The organism is Rhodococcus sp. IEGM 1366 (assembly GCF_033142425.1).
Classification (GTDB): Bacteria; Actinomycetota; Actinomycetes; order Mycobacteriales; family Mycobacteriaceae; genus Rhodococcus_F; species Rhodococcus_F globerula.
In genome coordinates this window covers 1-22159 of record NZ_JAWLRZ010000010.1, presented here as the reverse complement: position 1 = coordinate 22159, position 22159 = coordinate 1, and the positions used below count along the sequence as shown (strand labels likewise).

At 62.9% G+C, this 22159-nt stretch carries 1 protein-coding gene; it reads left to right on the top strand.

What is annotated here, in order from left to right:
- Window positions 1-4: 4 nt before the first annotated feature.
- A partial coding sequence (locus tag R4P64_RS27495) for a non-ribosomal peptide synthase/polyketide synthase (RefSeq protein ID WP_317823414.1) occupies window positions 5-22159 on the top strand: 22155 nt, incomplete at its 3' end.

The window sequence follows — 22159 nt, the reverse complement described above, 5'->3', positions numbered from 1 at the left end:
GGGCGTGAAGTCGCTGGGAAACGGAAAACTGGAGAGCGGTAAGTCGGAGGTCGGCAGCTCGCCGGAAGAAGTTCAGCGATCTGGCGCATTCCCACTCTCGGCCGCACAGCTCGGTATGTGGTTCGCGCAGCACCTCGATCCCAGCGTCCCTGTCAACATCGCGCAGTACGTCGAACTTCGTGGCGCGTTGCAGCTGAACGTGCTCCGGGCGGCGTGCGCCGACGCCGGCCGCGAAATCGGTTCGGCCTTCGTTCGGATCATCGAAGTCGATGCACAGCCTTTCCAGATCATCGACGACACGCTCGACGACTCGGTCGGCTATGTCGACGTCCGCAGTGAGGCCGACCCGCACGACGCGGCAATGCGGTGGATGCGCGCAGACCGAAGCCGTCCCGTGGACATGCTCGCAGACCGATTGATCTCGGCAACCATCCTGCGCCTCGAACAGGACCGCTACTACTGGTACACCCGGGTCCATCACACGATCCTCGACGGTTTCGGCGCGTCCACATTTGTCACTCGAGTCGCCGAGTTGTACTCGGCCCGCGTCGAAGGCCGTGAGCCCACGCCCAACGAGGCATCCGACCTGCGCGACGTGTACGAGGTCGACAACACCTACCGCAATTCCCATCGGTTCGACACCGACCGCACTTTCTGGGCCGAGAAGATCGCCGACCTCGACGAGATTTCGAGCCTGGCCGGTCGCAGCGCCCCACCGACGCCGGTCAGCCGCATCAACAGTGCGGCGCTGTCCAACCATGTGGAAGCGTTGCTCGCGCGATTCCTCGAACGCGTCGAGAAGACGACGGTCGCCGGCACGGTGGTCGCAGCGTTTGCCGCGTACCTGGCCCAGATGACCGGAAGTGAGGACGTATCGCTGTCGCTGCCCGTCTCGGGCCGCACCACGGCAGTGCTCCGCCGATCCGGCGGAATGGTGTCCAACGTGGTGCCATTGCGCTTGAGGATTACCTCGACGACAACCGTCCAGGAACTTCTCGATGCTGTTGGCAGTGAGATGTCGGGCGCCCTGCGCCATCAGCGATACCGGCACGAAGACATGGTCCGCGACGGTGACGGACCAGGTCAGGGCGGATTCTTCGGCCCGTGGATCAACATCATGATGTTCTCCACCGAACTTGCCTTCGGGCCACTGGTCGGTGAATTACACATCCTGTCAACGGGTTTGATCGAAGACCTCGGTGTCAACCTGTACCAGAGCGTCGGCGACACCCGGACGCACATCGACTTCGAGTCGAATCCCAACCTCTATTCCGCGTCGGTCGCCGAGCGTAACCATTCGCGCTTTGTCGAGTTCCTCGAAAAGTTCATCTCCGCCGAAACATCTCGCCGAGTGTGGGACCTGCCCATCGCGTCCGAAGAGGAGCGCAAGAAAGTCGCGCTCTGGAATCGAACCGGTTACCACGTACTTTCGCAGTCCATCACCGAGCCGTTCGAGCGTCAGGTCGATCGAACCCCGGACGCCACCGCGCTGATCTTCGAGGGGAGCTCACTCACCTACGCGGAGTTCGACGCGAAGGTCAACGGCCTCGCTCGCAAGCTCATCGACATGGGTGTTGGTCCGGAATCCCTTGTGGGATTGGCTATTCGGCGTTCCCTTGACCTCATGGTCGGACTGTATGCGATTGCAAAGGCCGGCGGCGCTTGGGTGCCGGTCGATCCAGACCATCCGGCAGATCGAACGGCGTACATCCTCGATTCCGCACGGCCGGTGTGTGTTCTGACCACCGCTCGGGATCAGGTGGACCTGCCGCTCGGAACCCGAGTTCTCGAAATCGACCAACTCGACGACGCGGAACTCGACACCAGTCCAGTCACGGATTCGGATCGGGTGTCGCCCCTGCGGTATTCGAATACGGCCTATGTCATCTACACGTCGGGTTCGACCGGTCGCCCGAAGGGCGTTGCGGTCACACATGCGGCGATCAACAACCAGCTCCAGTGGATGAACTCCGAGTACCACCTCGGCGCATCGGACGTATACCTGCAGAAGACAGCTACTACGTTCGACGTGTCTCTGTGGGGATTCTTCATGCCATTGCGGGTCGGTGCGACCCTCGTGGTCGCGACCCCCGACGGCCATCGTGACCCGATGTACGTGGCTGCCAAGATTGCCGAGCATCGTGTCACCGTCACGGACTTCGTCCCGTCGATGCTCACCTTGTTCACCGCGAATGCCCCTGCCGGGTCATGTGATTCACTGCGCCACGTCTTTGTCATCGGTGAGGCGTTGCCGCCCGAGACGGCTACGGCCTTCCGTGAACTGTGCAGCGCGGATCTGCACAACCTGTACGGCCCCACCGAAGCTGCGGTCTCGGTAACGTACTACGAGGCTCGCAGGTCCGACACTACGTCGGTCCCGATCGGCTTGCCGCAGTGGAATACTCAGGCCTACGTGCTCGATTCGCATCTCCGTGCAACGCCGATCGGCCAGCCCGGTGAGCTGTACCTCGCCGGAGTTCAGTTGGCCCGCGGATACGTCGGTCGACCTGACCTCAGCTCCGATCGTTTTGTGGCAAACCCCTATGGTCCCGCCGGGGAACGTATGTACCGAACCGGCGACCTCGTGCGTCGACGTGACGACGGAAACCTCGACTACATCGGACGCACCGACTTCCAGGTGAAGTTCCGCGGCCAGCGCATCGAGCTCGGCGAGATCGAGACCGTGCTGCTCGCGCATCCCGACGTCTCGCAGGCCGTCGTGTTGGTGGTGCAGACACCGACCGGTGACCAGTTGGTCGGCTACATCGTGCCGGGTCCTGGCCGTTCCGTTGATTCGGCTGCTTTGAGCGAATTCGCCGGTCGAAGCCTACCGTCGTACATGGTTCCGGCTGCACTGATGGTCTTGGAAGCATTGCCGCTCAACACGAGTGGCAAGCTCGATCGCGCAGCGCTCCCGGAGCCTGTCTTCGCCAGCGCCAAGCAGTACCGGGAACCGCGCACCGATACCGAGCGAGTTGTCGCCGACGTCTTTGCCGACGTCCTCGGTGTGGAGCAAGTCGGTCTCGACGACGATTTCTTCGAACTCGGTGGAAACTCCTTGGTGGCAACGCAAGTGGTCACCAGAGTCGGCTCCGCGATGGGTGTCCAACTCGGTGTGCGCGAGCTCTTCGAATCGACCACAGTAGCGACGCTTGCCGCGCGGGCCGAATTGCTGGCGGGAAATGTTCGGCCGCTGGCGCCACTCGTCGCAAAACCGCGTCCCGACGTCATTCCGGTGTCCTTGGCGCAGCAGCGAATGTGGTTCCTCAACAAGCTCGACCCGTCGACGCCGGTTTACAACCTTCCGTTCACGGTGCGATTGACCGGCACGGTCGATCCTGCGGCCTTGCACGCCTCGGTGATGGATCTTCTCGAGCGGCACGAGTCGCTGCGCACGCTCTATCCCGACACCGACGGCACCGCGCAGCAGGTGATTCTGCCGATCGACCAGGTGTCCATCGATCTCACTCCGCAGCGGATTTCCAAGCGTGAGGTGCAGGCCGCCGCTGTCGAGATCGCCGGACGCGGATTCGACGTGGCAACCGAGATCCCGTTGCGCGTCACGTTGTTCGAGGTCACAGCGACCGATTTCGTACTTGTCATGGTGCTGCACCACATCGCAGCAGACGGCTTGTCGTTCCGTCCGCTGGCCCGTGATCTCCTGGTCGCGTACTCCGCACGTAGCGAGCACACCGCACCGGCCTGGACGCCGCTGCCTGTGCAGTACGCGGATTATGCGCTCTGGCAACGCGCGGCCCTGGGATCCGAAGATGATCCTTCGTCGGAGTCCGCACGTCAGATCGCCTTCTGGCGTGAGTCACTCGCTGGGCTTCCCGACCAGCTGGATCTTCCGACCGACCGCCCCCGCCCGGCCGTTGCCTCCAATCGCGGTGCCAAGCACCACTTCCACATCAGTGAGCGCACCACGCGCAAATTGAACGCGTTGGCACGTTCGAAGAACGCGTCGCTCTTCATGGTCCTGCAAGCGGCGTATGCGGCGCTGCTCAGCCGACTCAGCGGAACCACGGATATTGCCGTCGGCGCTCCCGTCGGCGGTCGAAGCGACGAAGCGCTGAGCGATGTCATCGGTATGTTCGTGAACACCTTGGTGTTGCGGACCGAGGTAGACGCAGGCGAAACGTTCGAAGACTTGCTTGCCAGGGTGCGCGAGTCGGGACTGAGCGCCTACGGACACGCGGACGTGCCGTTCGAGCGTCTTGTCGAGGTCCTGAATCCGGCGCGGTCCCAGTCGCGTCATCCGTTGTTCCAGGTCGCGTTGACCGCCGAGATCAGTGGACGTCGCCAGTTGCAGTTCTCGGGGATCACTGCGGTCGCCACCGAACTGGAAGTTCCTGTCGCCAAGTTCGATCTCGAGCTGATGGTGTCGGAAAATCCTGAAGGAAGCGATGATTCAGATGTCCTGGACGCTACCTTCACCTATGCCACGGATCTGTTCGATGCGTCGACCGTAGCAACGTTCGCCACTCGGTTCGTCCGGATTCTCGACGCGGTCACTGCTCGGCCGGCGACCACGGTCGGAGATCTCGAACTGCTCTCGCCGACTGAATTCGTCGACCTCACTTATGTCGCGTCCGACGACGCGATGCCGCGAGCGAGCCTGGCCGACATTCTCACCGCTGGTACGGCCGATCCGGAATCGGTCGCAGTGCGATTCGAGGGACGTTCGGTTACCTACCGTGAGCTCGACGAGCAGTCGTCACGGTTGGCCCGGGCTCTCATTGCGCGCGACATAGGTCCGGAAACCACTGTTGCGCTGGCATTTCCACGGTCTTATGACATGGTTCGCGCGGTGTGGGCAGTGGCAAAGACCGGCGCCGCCTACGTTCCGGTCGATCCGAACTACCCGGACGACCGGGTTCGCCACATGCTGTCGGATTCCGCGGCACGAATCGGTTTGACGTCATCGGAGTTCCTGGGACAGCTGCCCGCCGCCACCGAATGGTGGGCACTGGACGATCCGTCCACCGTGAACCTCGTCGACGCCCAATCGGGTGCCACGGTCGTCGATTCCGAACGAACCACGCCGCTGCGCGACGAGCATGTTGCATACCTGATCTACACCTCCGGTTCCACCGGAAAGCCCAAGGGCGTCAGCGTTACCCACGGCGGCCTCCGTGGTGTTCGTGATGCCGCGCAGCGGCGATACGGAGTCGACGAGGAGTCCCGGTTCCTGCACATCTGTTCACCGAGTTTCGATCCGTCGGTTCTCGAATGGATGGTGGCCTTCTCCACCGGCGCCACCCTTGTCATCGTTCCACCGGCGATCATCGGTGGCCCCGAACTGACCACACTGTTGCGCGACGAGCATGTCACCCACGCGATCATCACGCCCGCAGTGCTCGGCACGATGGACGCAGCTGAGCTGCCGGAGTTGGCCGTAGTCTCCGTCGGCGGCGACGTCACCACACCGGAACTGCTGGCAACGTGGGCACCGGGACGTGAGTACTTCAACGGGTACGGTCCTACCGAAACCACCATCATTTCGTCGTACGGGCACCTCACGGCAGGTCTGCCCATCGACATCGGCCGCCCCGTCGAGGGAATGTCGGCGCTTGTCCTCGATGAGCGACTTCACCCCGTCCCGGTCGGTACCAGGGGTGAACTCTATTTTGCGGGTGCGGCATTGGCCCGTGGGTACCACGATCGCTACGCGCTGACATCGGAGCGGTTTGTCGCCAACCCGTACTCGTCGGACGGCTCCCGGATGTACCGCACCGGCGACGTCGTGCGGTGGACCGGCACTTCTCGCGAGGGTGAGCAGGGCGTCCTGGAGTACATGGGCCGCAGCGACTTCCAGGTCAAGGTGCGTGGTTTCCGCATCGAACTCGGCGAGATCGACGCCGCGCTGACAGCACACGAGGACGTTCGTTTCGCCGTGACTCTGGGCCGTGAAGGCATCGCGGGAGTCATGGCCCTGGTCTCTTATGTCCAACTCGAAGGCGATGCGAGTTTCGACGCCGAACGCCTCGCGGGTTTTGTCGGTGAATCCCTGCCGAGTTACATGGTTCCGTCGGTCATCATGGCCTTGGACGAGGTTCCGCTGACTCCGGTCGGAAAGCTCGACCGGGACGCGCTGCCGGAGCCGGTGTTCGAGGTGCGTGAATTCCGCGCGCCCACAACGCCGGTCGAGGAAATCGTCGCACAGATCATTGCCGATGTTCTCGGGGTCGAGCGAGTCGGACTCGACGACGACTTCTTTGCTCTCGGTGGCAACTCGCTCGTCGCCACGCAGGTCACCTCGCGCTTGGGCGCTGCACTCGACACCACGGTGCCGGTCCGCACGTTGTTCGACGTGTCGAGCGTCGAGGCACTCGCCGCGCGGGTGGAGACACACGCGGGCAGTGGTGGGCGCACCGCACTCGTCGCGCAGACGCGTCCGAGCAGCATTCCGTTGTCGCTCGCCCAGCAGCGCATGTGGTTCCTCAACCGCTACGACACGGCGTCTGCGGCGTACAACATCACCTTCGCGCTTCAGTTGAGTGGAAATCTCGACGTCGCCGCGATGGAAGCAGCGTTCGAGGACGTGCTGGCTCGGCACGAGGTTCTTCGCACGGTGTACCCGGATACCGAATCCGGTCCGGTGCAGTCGATTCTCGACGTCGACAATGTGTTCCAGGGTCTCGATGTGGTGTCCGTCGACACCGGTGAACTCGACGACGCCATTGCCGCAGTCGGTTCGACAGCACTCGACATTACCGTTGACGTGCCGATCCGCGTGCGTCTGTTGACGCTGAGTGACACCGAGCACGTGCTGGCGATCATGGTTCACCACATTGCCGCAGACGGGTGGTCGATGGCGCCGCTGGGCCGCGACCTGATGATCGCGTACTCGGCTCGCAAGGACGGGATTGTTCCTCAGTGGCAACCGCTTTCGGTGCAGTACGCCGACTACGCGCTGTGGCAGCGTGCGGTCCTGGGTTCCGAGGACGACGCATCGTCACTGATGTCCCAGCAGATCTCGTTCTGGAGCGAGACGCTCGCGGGTCTGCCTGACCGGATCGAACTGCCCGCCGACCGGGCTCGACCCGATGTTGCGTCGATGCGCGGCGAACGATTCGCCTTCGACATCGCGCCCGAGTTGCATGTTCGCCTCGATTCACTTGCACGGGAGCACAATGCAACGCTGTTCATGGCGCTGCATGCCGCACTTGCGCTGCTGCTCGCCCGCCTGAGTGGGACATCGGACATCTCGGTGGGTACTCCGGTCGCCGGCCGCGGCGAGGCAGCGCTCGACGATCTGGTCGGCATGTTCGTCAACACTCTGGTCCTGCGCACCGAGGTCGACACGTCGGCTCCGTTCACGGAACTGCTTGCGGCGTCGAGCGATGCCGCGCTCAGCGCATTTGCCCATGCGGACGTCCCGTTCGAGCGGTTGGTCGACGTCCTGGCTCCCGCCAGGTCCCAGGCCAGGCATCCGCTCTTCCAGGTTGTTCTCTCGTTGCAGAATCTGGCGCAGACCGAGCTGGAACTTCCCGGCCTGGCAGTCAAGGCTGCCGAGATCGACACGACAACAGCGAAGTTCGATCTCGAACTGTCGGTATCCGAGTCCATCGGAGTGCACGGCGAACTTCAGGGAATCGCCGCGGAGTTCACCTACGCTGCCGATTTGTTCGACCGCGACACCGTCGAGGGCTTTGCCCGCCGACTGGTGCGCATTCTGGAATCCGTGGTCGCTGCCCCCGCAGTCGCTGTGGGCGACATCAATATTCTCGACTCTTCTGAGCGGCTCGAGCTGACCGATGTGCGCGGCGCACAGGGTATTTCGGGAACACTGGCCGGAATTCTCACCGATGCCGCAGCCGTGAACCCGGACGCGCAAGCTATCAGTTACGCCGGCGAAACGATCACCTACCGTGAGCTCGACGAGCGCTCGTCCCAGGTGGCCCGTGTCTTGATCGGCCGCGGTGTCGGCGCCGAAGATCGAGTGGCCATTGCCATTCCGCGATCGGCAGATTCCGTGCTCGCATTGTGGGCGGTAGCCAAGGCCGGCGCCGCCTTTGTGCCGGTAGACCCCACCTATCCGGTTGATCGCATCACTCACATGGTCTCGGACTCGGGTGCCACAGTCGGAATTACGACGGAAGAGTTCGTGTCAGCGCTTCCCGCCGGATCCAACTGGATCACGCTCGAAGACGCTGTCATGGCCGCGGAGTCCGGCGCACCGATTCGTGCCGAGGAGCTGCGGGGCGTCATCCGCGCGGAAAATGCGGCATACGTCATCTACACCTCCGGTACCACCGGGCTACCCAAGGGCGTTGTCGTCGACAACGCCGGAGTGGCGAACTTCTGTGCCGTACAGGTCGAACGCTACGAGTTGACCGCAGACGCACGGACCCTGCACTTCGCGTCCCCGAGCTTCGACGCGTCGGTGTTGGAACTGCTCATGGCATTTGGCGCCGCATCGACCATGGTGATCGCGCCGACCACCGTCTACGGCGGCGCCGAACTGGCAGAAATCCTGAACTCCGAGGCAGTGACGCACGCCTTCATCACGCCCGCAGCCTTGGCGTCGGTGGACCCGGCCGGCCTCGACGCCCTTCGCGTTGTTGTCGTCGGTGGCGAGGCAAGCCCGCGCGCTCTGGTCGCCAAGTGGGCCGTACCGCTGCCGGACGGCTCCGTACGCGGCTTCTTCAACGCATACGGTCCCACCGAATCCACAGTTGCCAGCAATATCAGTGACACGCTGACCGCATTCGACCGGATGAACATCGGTGGACCGGTTCGCGGAATGTCCGCTCGCATCCTCGACGACCGGATGCAGCCGGTCCCGGTCGGTGTTGCAGGAGAGCTCTACGTGTCGGGCATCCAGGTCGCCAGGGGATACCTCGGCCAGCCCGCTCTGACGGCAAGTCGATTTGTTGCCGACCCGTTCGGCGACGCCGGTGATCGGCTGTACCGCACCGGCGACGTCGTCCGCTGGATCGACGGCCGCGCAGTGGAGTACGTGGGCCGCAGCGACTTCCAGGTGAAGGTTCGTGGATTCCGCATCGAGCTGGGCGAGATCGAAGCAGCACTGTCTCGTTGCGAGGGCGTCGCACAGGCTGTTGCAGTAGTCCACACCGACGAAGAATTCGGTGATCGTCTTGTCGGTTACGTGGTTCCCGATGCCGGGGCTGCCATTGAACCTGCCGCGGTGATCGATTCCGTCTCGAAGTTCCTCACCGGCTACATGGTTCCCGACGCAGTCCTCGTGCTCGATTCCATTCCGTTGACCACGGCAGGCAAGACCGACACCAAGGCGCTCCCGGCGCCGGCTTTCGCGGCCAAGGCGTATGCCGCGCCGGTCACCGCAGCTGAATCGATCGTGGCCCAGGTGTTCTCCGAGGTATTGGGTGTTTCGCCGGTCGGCCGTGACGACGACTTCTTCGACCTCGGTGGCAACTCCCTGATTGCGACTCGGGTTGCCGCACGCCTGGGCGAGGCTCTCGACACCACAGTGCCGGTACGGGCGCTGTTCGAGGCGTCGACCGTGGGGGCCCTTTCTGCTCGGCTCGAAGTCCATGCAGGCTCCGGCGCGGTTGCGCCGCTCGTTCCGCAGACCCGGCCGGAGCGGATCCCGTTGTCGCTTGCGCAGCAACGCATGTGGTTCCTGAACCGTCTCGAACCGGAATCCGCGGTCAACAACATTCCCGTCGCGATTCGTATCGCCGGCGATCTGGACGTGGTGGCGCTGAGCGCCGCTGTGCTCGATGTGATCGATCGGCACGAGGTATTGCGGACCGTCTATCCGGACATCGATGGCGTCGGATATCAGGAGATCCTGCCGATTGCCGACGTTGCACTCGACTTGGTACCCCAGCCGTTGACGGCTGCCGAATTGCCTACTGCCGTGACGACGTCCGCGATGGCGGGTTTCGATGTGAGCGCGGATATTCCGTTGCGGGCAGCGCTGTATCGCGTCGACGAGGCTGATTACGTACTGCTGTTCGTCGTTCACCACATCTCCACCGACGGCTTCTCCATGGGACCTCTCACCCGTGACGTCATGGTCGCTTACGAGGCACGCACTCGCGGCGGCGCTCCATCGTGGACACCGCTGCCGGTCCAGTACGCGGACTACACGCTGTGGCAGCGCGACGTACTCGGTTCCGAAGACGATCCGCAGTCGAAGATGGCACGCCAGATCGAATTCTGGACCGCTACGCTCGCAGATGCTCCGGTACAGCTCGAACTACCCACGGATCGTCCACGACCGGCGCAGGCTTCGGGTCGAGGACATGCGTATACCTTCGACATCGACGCGGCGACTCATCGCGGAATGTCCGAGTTGGGCCGTGCAAACGGCGCATCGTTGTTCATGGTCGTACACGCGGTATTCGCATCGCTCTTCGCTCGATTGGCGGCTACGGACGACGTCACGATCGGGACTCCGGTCGCCGGTCGCGGAGACGCCGCGCTCGACGATGTTGTCGGTATGTTCGTCAACACCCTCGTGCTTCGCACCGAGGTCGGTTCCGGCGTTACATTCGAGGACTTCCTGACCCAGGTACGCGGCACCGATCTGGCCGCATTCGCGCATGCGGATGTGCCGTTCGAGCGGTTGGTCGAGGTGCTCGATCCGGAGCGGTCGAGGTCGCGTAATCCGTTGTTCCAGGTGATGTTGGCTTTCCAGAACCTGGATCGTGTCGACTTCACGCTGGGCGGGCTCGAGGTCACGACCTTCGAACCGGAGTCGGAGAGCGCGAAATTCGACCTGTCGATTACGGTCACCGAACGGGTCGGCGCCACGAATGGCGATGCCGGGCTGCACGTGCAGATGGTCTACGCGACTGACCTGTTCGATGAAGCCACGATGGCCGCTATGGCGACGCAGTTCATTGCGTTGGCACAGGCACTCGTTGCCGACCCGAGCGTCGTGCCGAGCGATGTCGACATTGTCGACGACGTGGAACGCAGCGTGCTGTCAGGTGTATCGGCCGGGATGACAGTGCCGGCGGACTACAAGACCTTGGTCGATGTACTCGACCGAGGAGTGGCCGCTTCATCGACAGACGTCGCAGTAGTCAGCGGCGATCTCACTCTCACCTACGCCGAATTCGATGCGCGCGTAAACCGTTTGGCGCGTCAACTGATTGATGTCGGCGTCGGCCCCGATTCGCGAGTCGCGCTCGTGATGCGCCGCTCGATCCATCAGGTGATCGGCGTGTACGCGGTACTCCGTGCCGGTGCGGCCTATGTTCCCGTTGATCCCGAGCAGCCGGCCGAACGCAATCAGTACATCGTGGAGTCGGCAGCGCCGGTCTGCGTGCTGACCACGGATTCCGAACGCGGTGACGTCCCCGCAGGGTGGCCGGTACTTGGTATCGACACCCTTGACCTGCAGAGTTACTCGCCGGCGCAGATCCGTGACGACGAGCGCCGTGCCCCGCTGCGCCCGGACAACATGGCATACGTGCTGTTCACGTCCGGATCGACGGGACGTCCGAAGGGCGTCGGAGTCACACACGCGGCCGTTGTCAACCAGTTGTCGTGGATGCAGGCCACTTACGGCCTTACTCCTTCAGACGTGGTGCTGTACAAGACACCCGCAACCTTCGACGCTTCGGTGTGGGAGCTGTTCTGGCCCTTGATGGTCGGTGCTCGAATGGTGATTGCGGAGGCCGGCGGTCACCGTGATCCCGCATACCTGAGCAGTATCATTGCAGGTGAATCGGTGACGGTGGCTCAGTTCGTGCCATCGGTGCTTGCAGCAATGGCCGACGAGTTCGAGACTGCGGCGCCCACTTCCTTGCGTGCGACGTTTGCGGGCGGCGAGCAGTTGAACAGCGCTCTCGCGGCCCGCTTCCGCGCGCTGACCGGTAGTGATGTCCACAACCTGTACGGACCGACCGAAACGACGATCCAGGTCACGAGCCATCGCAGTTCGGATCTCGACGGCGATGTTGTGCCCCTCGGTGGCCCGGCGTGGAACACCGGATTGTGGGTGCTCGACTCCAGAATGCTTCAAGTACCACTCGGTGTTACCGGTGAGTTGTACGTATCCGGCTCTCAGTTGGCCCGGGGATACTTCGGTGACGTCGTTCGCACTGCGGAGCGCTTTGTTGCGCATCCGTTCTCGGAAGCCGGCGAGCGCCTGTACCGGACCGGTGACCTCGTCCGCTGGACGCGCTCGGGTTCACTCGAATTTGTCGGACGTTCCGACTTCCAGGTGAAATTGCGTGGCCAGAGAATCGAACTCGGTGAGATCGAAACACTGCTCGCGGCACAAGACGTTGTGTCCCTGGCTGCGGTCGCGGTCATCGAGGACACGCTGGTCGCGTATGTGGAGCCGGCCAGCGGTGCCGTGATCGATGAGACGGAACTGCGCCGGCGCCTCGCCGACTCTTTGCCCGGCTACATGGTTCCGGCAGTCTTCATGGTGCTGGGCGCCCTGCCGCTCAACGCCAACGGCAAGGTGGATCGGCGAGCATTGCCGGTGCCCGCGTTCGAGGCAGCAGTGTTCCGGGCTCCGGTCAGTTCTGTGGAACAGGCTGTGGCGCAGGTATTCTCCGATGTTCTAGGAATCGAACAGGTCGGCCTGGACGACGATTTCTTTGCGCTCGGCGGTAACTCGCTGATCGCGACACGGGTGATGTCTCGTCTGGGGCAGGCGCTCGAAACCAAGATTCCGGTCCGGGTGCTGTTCGACGCGTCGACAGTGGAAGAACTTGCCGCGCGCATCGAAACATACGTCGGTGGCGACGGCACACGAGCATTGACCGCGCAGGTGCGTCCGGCGCAGGTGCCGTTGTCGCTGGCGCAGCAGCGTATGTGGTTCCTCAACCGCTTCGATACCGCGTCAGCCGTCAACAACATTCCCGTTGCGGTGCGTCTCACCGGCAACCTGGATTCAGGTGCGCTTCACTCGGCGATCGCCGATGTCATTGCGCGTCATGAGGTTCTGCGTACGCTGTATCCGGAAACCGACGGTGTCGGCTACCAGGAGATCCTCTCGCCGGAGGATGCCTCGATCGAATTCGAGACCGTACGCATTGCCGAGGGCGAGCTTCAAGCGGAGCTCTATGCATTCTTCGTCGAGGGATTCGACGTCACTGTCGAGGTTCCGTTGCGGGCCAGGCTCTTCCAGCTCGCCGACAACGAATTCGTGTTGTCCTTCGTGGTGCATCACATCTCCACCGACGGTTTCTCGATGGGCCCGTTGACCCGCGATGTGATGACCGCGTACTACGCGCGCTCACAGGGACAGACCCCGACGTGGGCTCCGCTGCCGGTGCAGTACGCCGACTACGCGTTGTGGCAGCGCGAGGTCCTCGGCTCCGAAGGCGAGCCGACGTCCGTCATCGCGCAGCAGATCAACTATTGGTCCGACGCCCTGGCTGATCTGCCCGAGCAATTGGACCTGCCGAGTGATCGCACCCGCCCCGAGATCGCAACGGGACAAGGAGCGAACCACACCTTTGTGATCGACCCGCAGTTGTGGGCCGATGTGGAAGCAACAGGTCAGACGGCGGGCGCAACCCCGTTCATGGTCGTCCACTCTGCGCTTGCCGTGCTGTTGGCACGCTTGTCCGCGACAACCGACATCGCAATCGGCGCTCCTGTCGCCGGTCGCGGTGAAGCGCAGCTCGACGATCTGATCGGCATGTTCGTCAACACTTTGGTGCTGCGCACCGAGGTTGATCCGTCGATGTCGTTCACGGATCTCTTGGCTTCTGCGCGAGAAGTGGATCTGCAGGCGTTTGCCCACGCTGACGTTCCGTTCGAGCGGATCGTCGAAGCACTCGATCCGGTGCGCTCGCAGGCACACCACCCGCTGTTCCAGGTGGCATTGACCTTCCAGAACCTTGGCCAGAGTGCTCTCGAACTGCCCGGACTCACCGCCGCTGCTGTGGAATTCGACGCAGCACTGGCCAAGTTCGATCTGCAGTTCACTCTTGAAGACGCTGCTGACGCCGGTATGTCCGGCACCCTGACTTACGCGACGGACCTGTTCGACGCGTCGACAGCGGCCGAGTTCGCTGATCGATTCGTGTCCGTCCTCCGTGGCGTTGTCGCGGACCCGACTGCCGCCGTGGGCGACGTGGATGTTCTGACTTCAGGTGAGTTGGATCGTGTTCTGGCGTGGAGTGACACGGGTATCGACAGCGGTGTGGAGTCGACGTTGCCGGCGTGGTTCGATCGTGCCGCTGCGGAGTTCGGTGATCGGATCGCGGTGCGGTTCGGTGACGAGTCGTTGACGTATGCGGAGTTGTCGGTTCGGTCGAATCGGTTGGCGCGCAGGTTGATTGCGTTGGGCTGTGGTCCGGAGACGTTGGTGGCGGTGGCGTTGCCGCGGTCGGCTGATCTTGTGGTGGCGTTGTTGGCGGTAGTGCAGTCCGGTGCCGGGTATCTGCCGGTGGATCCGTCGTACCCGAGCGACCGTATCGAGTTCATGCTCGCCGATGCTGCTCCGGTGTGCGCGATTTCGTGGTCTGAGCGTGAGTTGGTGTTGCCTGCTGGTCTGCCGGTGGTCGATATCGACGCGGTGGATCTGACCGAGTTCGATGGTTCGGTGGTGACGGATGCTGATCGTGTGTCGCCGTTGCGTACCTCGAATGTTGCGTATGTGATTTACACGTCGGGTTCGACGGGTCGCCCGAAGGGTGTGCAGGTTCCGCACATCACGGTGGCGAAATTGTTCGCGAATACCGAGAGTGTGTACGGGTTCGACGAGTCGGATGTGTGGACGATGTTCCACAGTTATGCGTTCGACTTCTCGGTGTGGGAGTTGTGGGGTCCGTTGCTCTACGGCGGCACGTTGGTCGTTGTGGATTATGTGACGTCGCGGTCGCCGGAGCAGTTCTTGGAGTTGCTTGCTGCTGAGCGGGTGACGGTGCTCAATCAGACGCCGTCGGCGTTCTATCAGTTGGCTGAGGCTGATCGGTTGGCGTCGGAATCCGGTCAGGCCGCTGAGTTGTTGTTGCGGTGGGTTGTTTTCGGTGGCGAGGCGCTCGAGCTTCGACGCTTGTCGGACTGGTACGGCCGCCGCGGTGACAGCGCGCCGACGTTGGTGAACATGTACGGCATCACGGAGACGACGGTGCATGTGAGCCATCGCGTGTTGGATGCTGCGATGGCGGCGGATGCGTCGGCGAGTGTTGTGGGTCAGGCTATTTCGGGTCTGCAGGTGTTTGTGCTCGATACGCGTTTGACTCCGGTGCCCGTCGGTGTTGCGGGTGAGATGTATGTCTCGGGTGTGCAGTTGGCTCGCGGTTATCTGGGTCAGCAGGGGTTGACGTCGACTCGGTTTGTGGCGAGTCCTTTTGCTGCTGGTGAGGTGTTGTACCGCACGGGTGACGTGGCTTCGTGGAACAGCGCTGGTGATCTGGAGTATCTGGGTCGCGCTGATGATCAGGTGAAGATCCGTGGATTCCGGATCGAGATCGGTGAGATCGAGTCTGCGGTGTTGGCGGATGTGTCCGTGGCGCAGACGGCGGTGGTTGTTCGTGAGGATTCTCCGGGTGATCAGCGGTTGGTGGCGTATGTGGTTCCGGCTGCGGGTGTGAGCGTTTCGGTCGAGGATGTCCGCACCAGTGTGGGTTCGTTGTTGCCGGAGTACATGGTGCCGTCGGCGTTTGTGGTGTTGGATGCGATTCCGTTGACGGTGAACGGGAAGTTGGATCGTCGGGCGTTGCCGGCTCCGTCGTTGCAGGTTGCGGTATTCCGGGCTCCGACGTCGGTGGTGGAAGAGGTTGTGGCGCAGACGTTTGCGGATGTTCTGGGTGCCGAGCGTGTCGGTTTGGATGACGATTTCTTTGCGCTCGGTGGTAATTCGCTGATCGCGACGCAGGTGACGTCGCGGTTGGGTCAGGCTCTTGATGCTGCGGTGTCGGTGCGGGAGTTGTTCGAGGCGTCGACCGTCGAAGGCCTGGCCGCTCGCCTCGGTTCTCATGTCGGTGGTGGTTCGCGTGCGGCGTTGACTGCGCAGGATCGTCCGGCGCAGGTGCCGTTGTCGTTTGCGCAGCAACGCATGTGGTTCCTCAACCAATTGGATCGCGAGTCGGCAGCCAACAACATTCCGATGGCGATCACGCTTACCGGCGAGTTCGATGAGGCGGCGTTGTACGACGCTGTCATGGACGTAGTGAAGCGTCACGAGGTCCTGCGCACGGTCTACCCCGAGGTGGACGGTATCGGCTACCAGCGGATACTGCCGGCGGCGGCAGTTCCGGTGAATCTGGCTCCCGTGCAGCTCGAAGCATCCGACATCGTCGCGGCGGTGACGGAGTTCGTCTCATCAGGTTTTGACGTCACGGCTGAGGTTCCGTTGCGGGCCAAGCTCTTCCAGCTTGCCGAGGACTCGTTTGTACTGGCGATAGTGATTCACCACATCTCCACCGACGGTTTCTCGATGGGCCCGTTGATCCGTGACGTGATGACCGCGTACTACGCCCGCTCACAGGGGCAGACCCCGACGTGGGCGCCGTTGCCGGTGCAGTACGCCGACTACGCGTTGTGGCAGCGTGGTGTTCTCGGTTCCGAGAGTGACACGGAATCCGTACTCGCAGAGCAGATCGGCTACTGGGCTAAGGCTCTCGACGGAGTTCCAGACCAGATCACCTTGCCCAGTGACCGCGCGCGTCCAGCCGTGTTCACCGGACGGGGAGCCACCTACAGCTTCCCGATTTCCGCGGATGTGCACCGCGGACTGGCTGCTGTGGGTCGCGAGCACCAGGCATCGCTGTTCATGGTGATGCACTCGGCGTTGGCAACACTTCTTGCCCGGTTGTCCGGCACCACCGACATCGCAGTCGGTACCCCGGTGGCCGGTCGCGGCGAAGCAGAACTCGACGATCTGATCGGCATGTTCGTCAACACGCTCGTGCTGCGCACCTCGGTCGATCCGGGGATGCGTTTCCTCGATCTGCTTACGTCGGCGCGTGAGAGTGATCTCGCGGCTTTCGCTCACGCAGACGTGCCGTTCGAGCGGCTGGTCGAGGTTCTCGATCCGGTGCGCTCGCAAGCGCACAACCCGTTGTTCCAGGTTGCCTTGGCATTCCAGAACCTGGGGCAGAATAACCTGACGCTGCCGGGACTCGATATCACCGAATTCGATATCGCGGAAACCGTAGCGAAGTTCGACCTTCAGTTGACCCTGGTGGAAGCTGCCGATGGTCACGGAATGACTGCGACCTTCACGTATGCGACGGATCTCTTCGACGAGGGGACAGTTGTCTCCTTCGCCGAGAGGTTGACTCGAATTCTCGAAGCCGTCGCCGTGGATGCGACGCAGGCTGTCGGCGACATCAACATCCTCGAAGCGCCTGAGCGCATCGAATTGACCGGTCGCCGAGCGTCCTCGGGCATCGAGCCGAAGCCGTTGGCCGACATCCTGGCCGAGACCGCGTTGCAGTATCCCTCCAACGAAGCTCTCCGCTACCAGGATCGGTCGATGACCTACGCCGAGGTCGACGAGTGGTCGTCGCGCCTCGCCCGTGTCCTGATCGCTCGCGGTCTGGGCGCCGAAGATCTGGTCGCAGTGTCGATTCCGCGTTCCATCGAATCGGTCCTGCTGGTGTGGGCGGTATCCAAGACGGGCGCCGCGGTTGTTCCCATCGATCCGCACTACCCGGCTGACCGCATCACGCATATGGTCTCCGACTCGGGCGTCTCGGTCGGTCTGACTCTCGAAGCTGAACTCGCAGGGCTTACCGACACCGTCGAGTGGCTCGCGATCGACAGTGCTGCTTGCGCGGAGCTGATGGCAGCGCAGGATAGTTCACCGATTCGCGAAGGCGAACGTGTGCGCCCCGTCCTTCCGGCGCATCCGGCCTGGGTGATCTACACGTCGGGCACAACAGGCTTGCCCAAGGGTGTTGTTGCTACGGGAGCAGGCCTCGCGAGCTTCAGTGCAACGCAGGCACAGCACTACCTGGTGACGCCGAACTCCCGCACGCTGCACTTCGCGTCGCCGAGTTTCGACGCGTCGATGCTTGAACTGTTCCTGGCTGTCGCGACAGGCGCTGCCATGGTGATCGTCCCGACGTCGATCTTCGGCGGCGACGAGTTGACTGCGCTGTTCAAGTCCGAACGCGTCACACACGCCTTCATCACGCCGGCGGCGCTGGCTTCCATGGATCCGTCGGGCCTGAACGATCTCGAGGTGGTTGGTGTCGGCGGCGAGGCGTACTCGCCGGAGTTGATGGCCAAGTGGGCGGATCAGCCGAACCGTCGACGCACATTCCTCAATGTCTACGGCCCCACCGAGACCACTATCGTCACCAATGTCAGTGTGCCGCTGATGCCGGGCGACCGGATGACCATCGGTGGAACCATCGGCGACATGGCCGCGTTTGTTCTCGACACGCGTCTGCAGCCCGTTCCGGTTGGTGTTGCCGGTGAGCTGTACCTGTCGGGTCCTCAGGTCACCCGCGGATACCATCGCCGCCCGGGATTGAGCGCGGATCGCTTTGTTGCCAACCCGCATGGCCTGCCCGGTGAGCGCATGTACCGCACCGGTGATGTTGTGCGTTGGACTGACCAATATCAGGTTGAGTATGTGGGCCGCAACGACTTCCAGGTGAAGATCCGTGGCTTCCGCATTGAACTCGGTGAGATCGACGCCGCCCTGACGGCACATTCGGACGTCGAGTTCGCCGCGACCATGGGCACCACGCTGGCGTCCGGTGCTCCGGCACTGGTGTCGTACGTATTTGTCGGCAAGGAATCTGCTGTCAGCTCGGCGGATCTGAGTGAGTTCGTCTCACGCACTCTGCCGGCGCACATGGTGCCTGCGTCGATCATGGTTCTGACCGACATGCCGCTGACCCCGGCCGGCAAGCTGGACCGAAAGGCTTTGCCGGATCCGGTATTCGAGGTCAAGGAGTTCCGCGCTCCCACCACCGAGATGGAACGCATCCTCAGCGAGGTCTTTGCCGACGTTCTCGGCCTCGATCAGATCGGTACCGACGATTCGTTCTTCGCTCAGGGCGGAGACTCGATCATGTCGATCCAGTTGGTGTCCCGCGCCAAGGCCCGCGGTGTTCTCTTCACGCCCAAGGACGTGTTCGAGAACAAGACGGTGGCAGAGTTGGCCGAGGTCGCCGTCTTCGGCTCCGACGCCGACGCGATCACTGTTCTCGCCGAGATCGAAGGCGGTGGCATCGGTTGGATGCCGCTCACTCCGATCAAGCGCTTCATGTTCGAACGGCCTGGCAGCTACCAGCGTTTCAACCAGCTGTTGACGTTGGAATTGCCGCTGGGAATCGACCGGACCGGTGTTGTCGAAACGTTGACTGCGGTCATCGATCACCACGACATGTTCCGTTCGCGTCTGGTCAATGATCAGCGTGGTCCGGGCATGGCTGTGTCCGCGCCCGGAACCGTCGACGTGGATGGTTCGGTGCGCCGGGTGCAGGTGGACCCCGCGATTGCGGATACAGAGCTGACGGCCATCGCGTCGGGCGCTCTCGACGACGCTCTCGGCCGGTTGGATCCGGCCGCTGGTGTCATGGCTCAGTTCGTGTGGATCGACTTCGGTGACACGCGTACCGGCCGATTGATCGTGGCTGCGCATCACCTGATCGTCGACGGCGTCTCCTGGCGAATTATCGTGCCGGACTTGATTTCCGCGTGGGCCCAGCGCAGTGGCGGAAGTGTGCCCGTGCTCGAACCGACGGGCACGTCCATGCGTACCTGGGCGCACTCGCTGGCTGCGGAATCACGATCCGACAAGCGACTGGCAGAACTGCCACGGTGGCGTAAGACGCTGTCGACTCCGGACCCCATTCTCGGTTCGCGTGCGTTCGACCCCTCCGTCGACGTTGCGGCAACAGTCGAGCGTGTGCGCGTGGAGGTGCCCACAGACGTCACCGAGACGCTGCTGACCACCCTGCCCGAGATGTTCCGCGGCGGAGCCAACGACGGTTTGCTGGCCGGACTTGCTCTGGCACTGGTGCGCTGGCGGCGTGACCGGGGCATCGACACCGAAGCGGCACTGCTCCAGCTCGAGGGCCACGGCCGCGAAGAGGGTGTCGTCCCGGGTGCCGATCTCTCGCGCACCGTCGGCTGGTTCACGGCGGCCTTCCCTGTCGCCCTCGACCTTGCCGGTATCGACATCGACGACGCCTTCGACGCCGGAGTTGCTGCGGGAGCGGCGATCAAGGCAGTCAAGGAGCAGTTGCTCGCCGCTCCCGACAAGGGTGTCGGCTACGGACTGCTGCGGTACGTCAACGACGACACCCGCACCGAGCTGTCGAAGCTGAGCAGCGGGCAGGTCAGCTTCAACTACCTGGGTCGCATTGTGGCGGAGGATATTCCGGCTGCAGCGCAAGGCCTCGGATGGATTCCGGCACGCGACTTCTCCGATGTCGCTGCGCCGGAAGACCCGGACATGCCGGCCAACAAGGTTGTCGACATCAATGCCATCGTCAACGACGGCCCTGACGGCGCGGTGCTCGAAGCATCGTTTGCCTTCCCGAACGGATTGCTGAGCGCCACCGAGGTGCAAGCCCTGGCCGACCTGTGGGTCGGAGCACTCACAGCGCTGGCGCAGCACGCACAGGCCGTCGGCGCAGGCGGACTCACGCCGTCGGACGTGCCGCTGGTAACGCTGACCCAGCAGGATCTCGACGGGTTCGAGCAGCGTTTCCCGGCGGTGCAGGACGTCTGGCCGCTGGCTCCGCTGCAGTCGGGTCTGCTGTTCCACGCTGTCATGGCCGAGTCGACCGTCGACCTGTACTCCGTGCAGATGGTTCTCTCGCTGTCCGGCCGCGTCGACGCGGATCGCCTCCACGCCGCAGCACAGGCCATCATCGATCGTCACCCGAACCTGCGCACCGCATTTGTGGTCGATGGAACGGGTACACCGGTCCAGGTAGTTCTCGGTGACATCGACGTGCCGTGGCGCGAACTGGATCTCACCACAATCGCCGACAGCGAAGAACGACGCGGCGAGTTGGATCGGATTCTTGCCGAGGACCAGGCCACGCACTTCGACATGTCGAACCCGCCGTTGATCAAGTTCACGCTGATCAAGATCGCGGCGAGCGAATACCGCCTTGTTGTGGCAAACCACCACATCATCCTCGACGGCTGGTCCATGCCGCTGCTGCTCCAGACGCTCCTCGGCCACTACGCGATGCGTGGGAACATTCCCGCTCAGACGCGGGCACTGAGCTACCGGAACTACCTCGCGTGGCTGGTTCAGCAGGATCGCAGTGTGTCCATGGATGCCTGGGCGAAGGCGCTGGGCGGCGTCGAAGAGCCGACGTTGTTGGCTCCCACCGTTGCCGGCCAGGAATTCAGTGCGCTGTCGCAGAAGTTGCAGATCTCGCTCAGCGAATCGGTGACCGCGACACTGACCGGTTTGGCATCGAGGACCGGCGTTACCGCCAACACGATCGTCCAGGCTGCCTGGGCAATTCTGTTGGGACGCATGACCGGTCGCCAGGACATCGTCTTCGGTGCCACGGTCTCCGGCCGTCCGCCACAACTCGACAGCGTCGAGAAGATGGTGGGCCTGTTCATCAACACGCTGCCCGTGCGTGTCCAACTGGATCTGGCCGAGTCCGTCGAGGCACTGCTCTCACGGGTTCAGATCGAACAGGCGGGATTGCTCGATCACCATTACCTCGGCCTGACCGACGTGCAGAGCGCCGCGGGCGTCGGCGGACTCTTCGACACTCTGGTGATCTTCGAGTCCTACCCGGTCGACCGTGACGGTCTTGCAGCGCAAGCAGAGTTCTTGGACGGCATGGTGATCGACGATGTCGCTTCCGACGACTCCACGAACTACCCGCTCACCCTGCTGATCGGTCTCGACGACCAACTGCACCTGACTCTTCGCTACCTACCCGACTTCTTCGACGAGTCGTACGCGCAGGCCCTGCTGGGTCGCCTCGAGACTCTGCTGACCGAAATCGGTGAAACGCCGTCTACTGCAGTCGGTGACATCGAGATCATGACCGCGCCTGAGCGCGCTTTGGTGCTCGACACCTGGAACGACACCTCGCGTCCGGTTGTGGGTGGGTTGTTGTTGGATGGTTTTGATTCTGTGGTGGGGGTTTCTTCGGGTTCGCGTGCGGTGGTGTGTGGTGATGTGGTGCTTTCGTACGGGGAGTTCGATGAGCGGGTTAATAGGTTTGCGCGTTATTTGATTGGTTTGGGTGTTGGGCCGGAGTCGTTGGTGGGGTTGGCTGTTCGGCGGTCTGTGGATTTG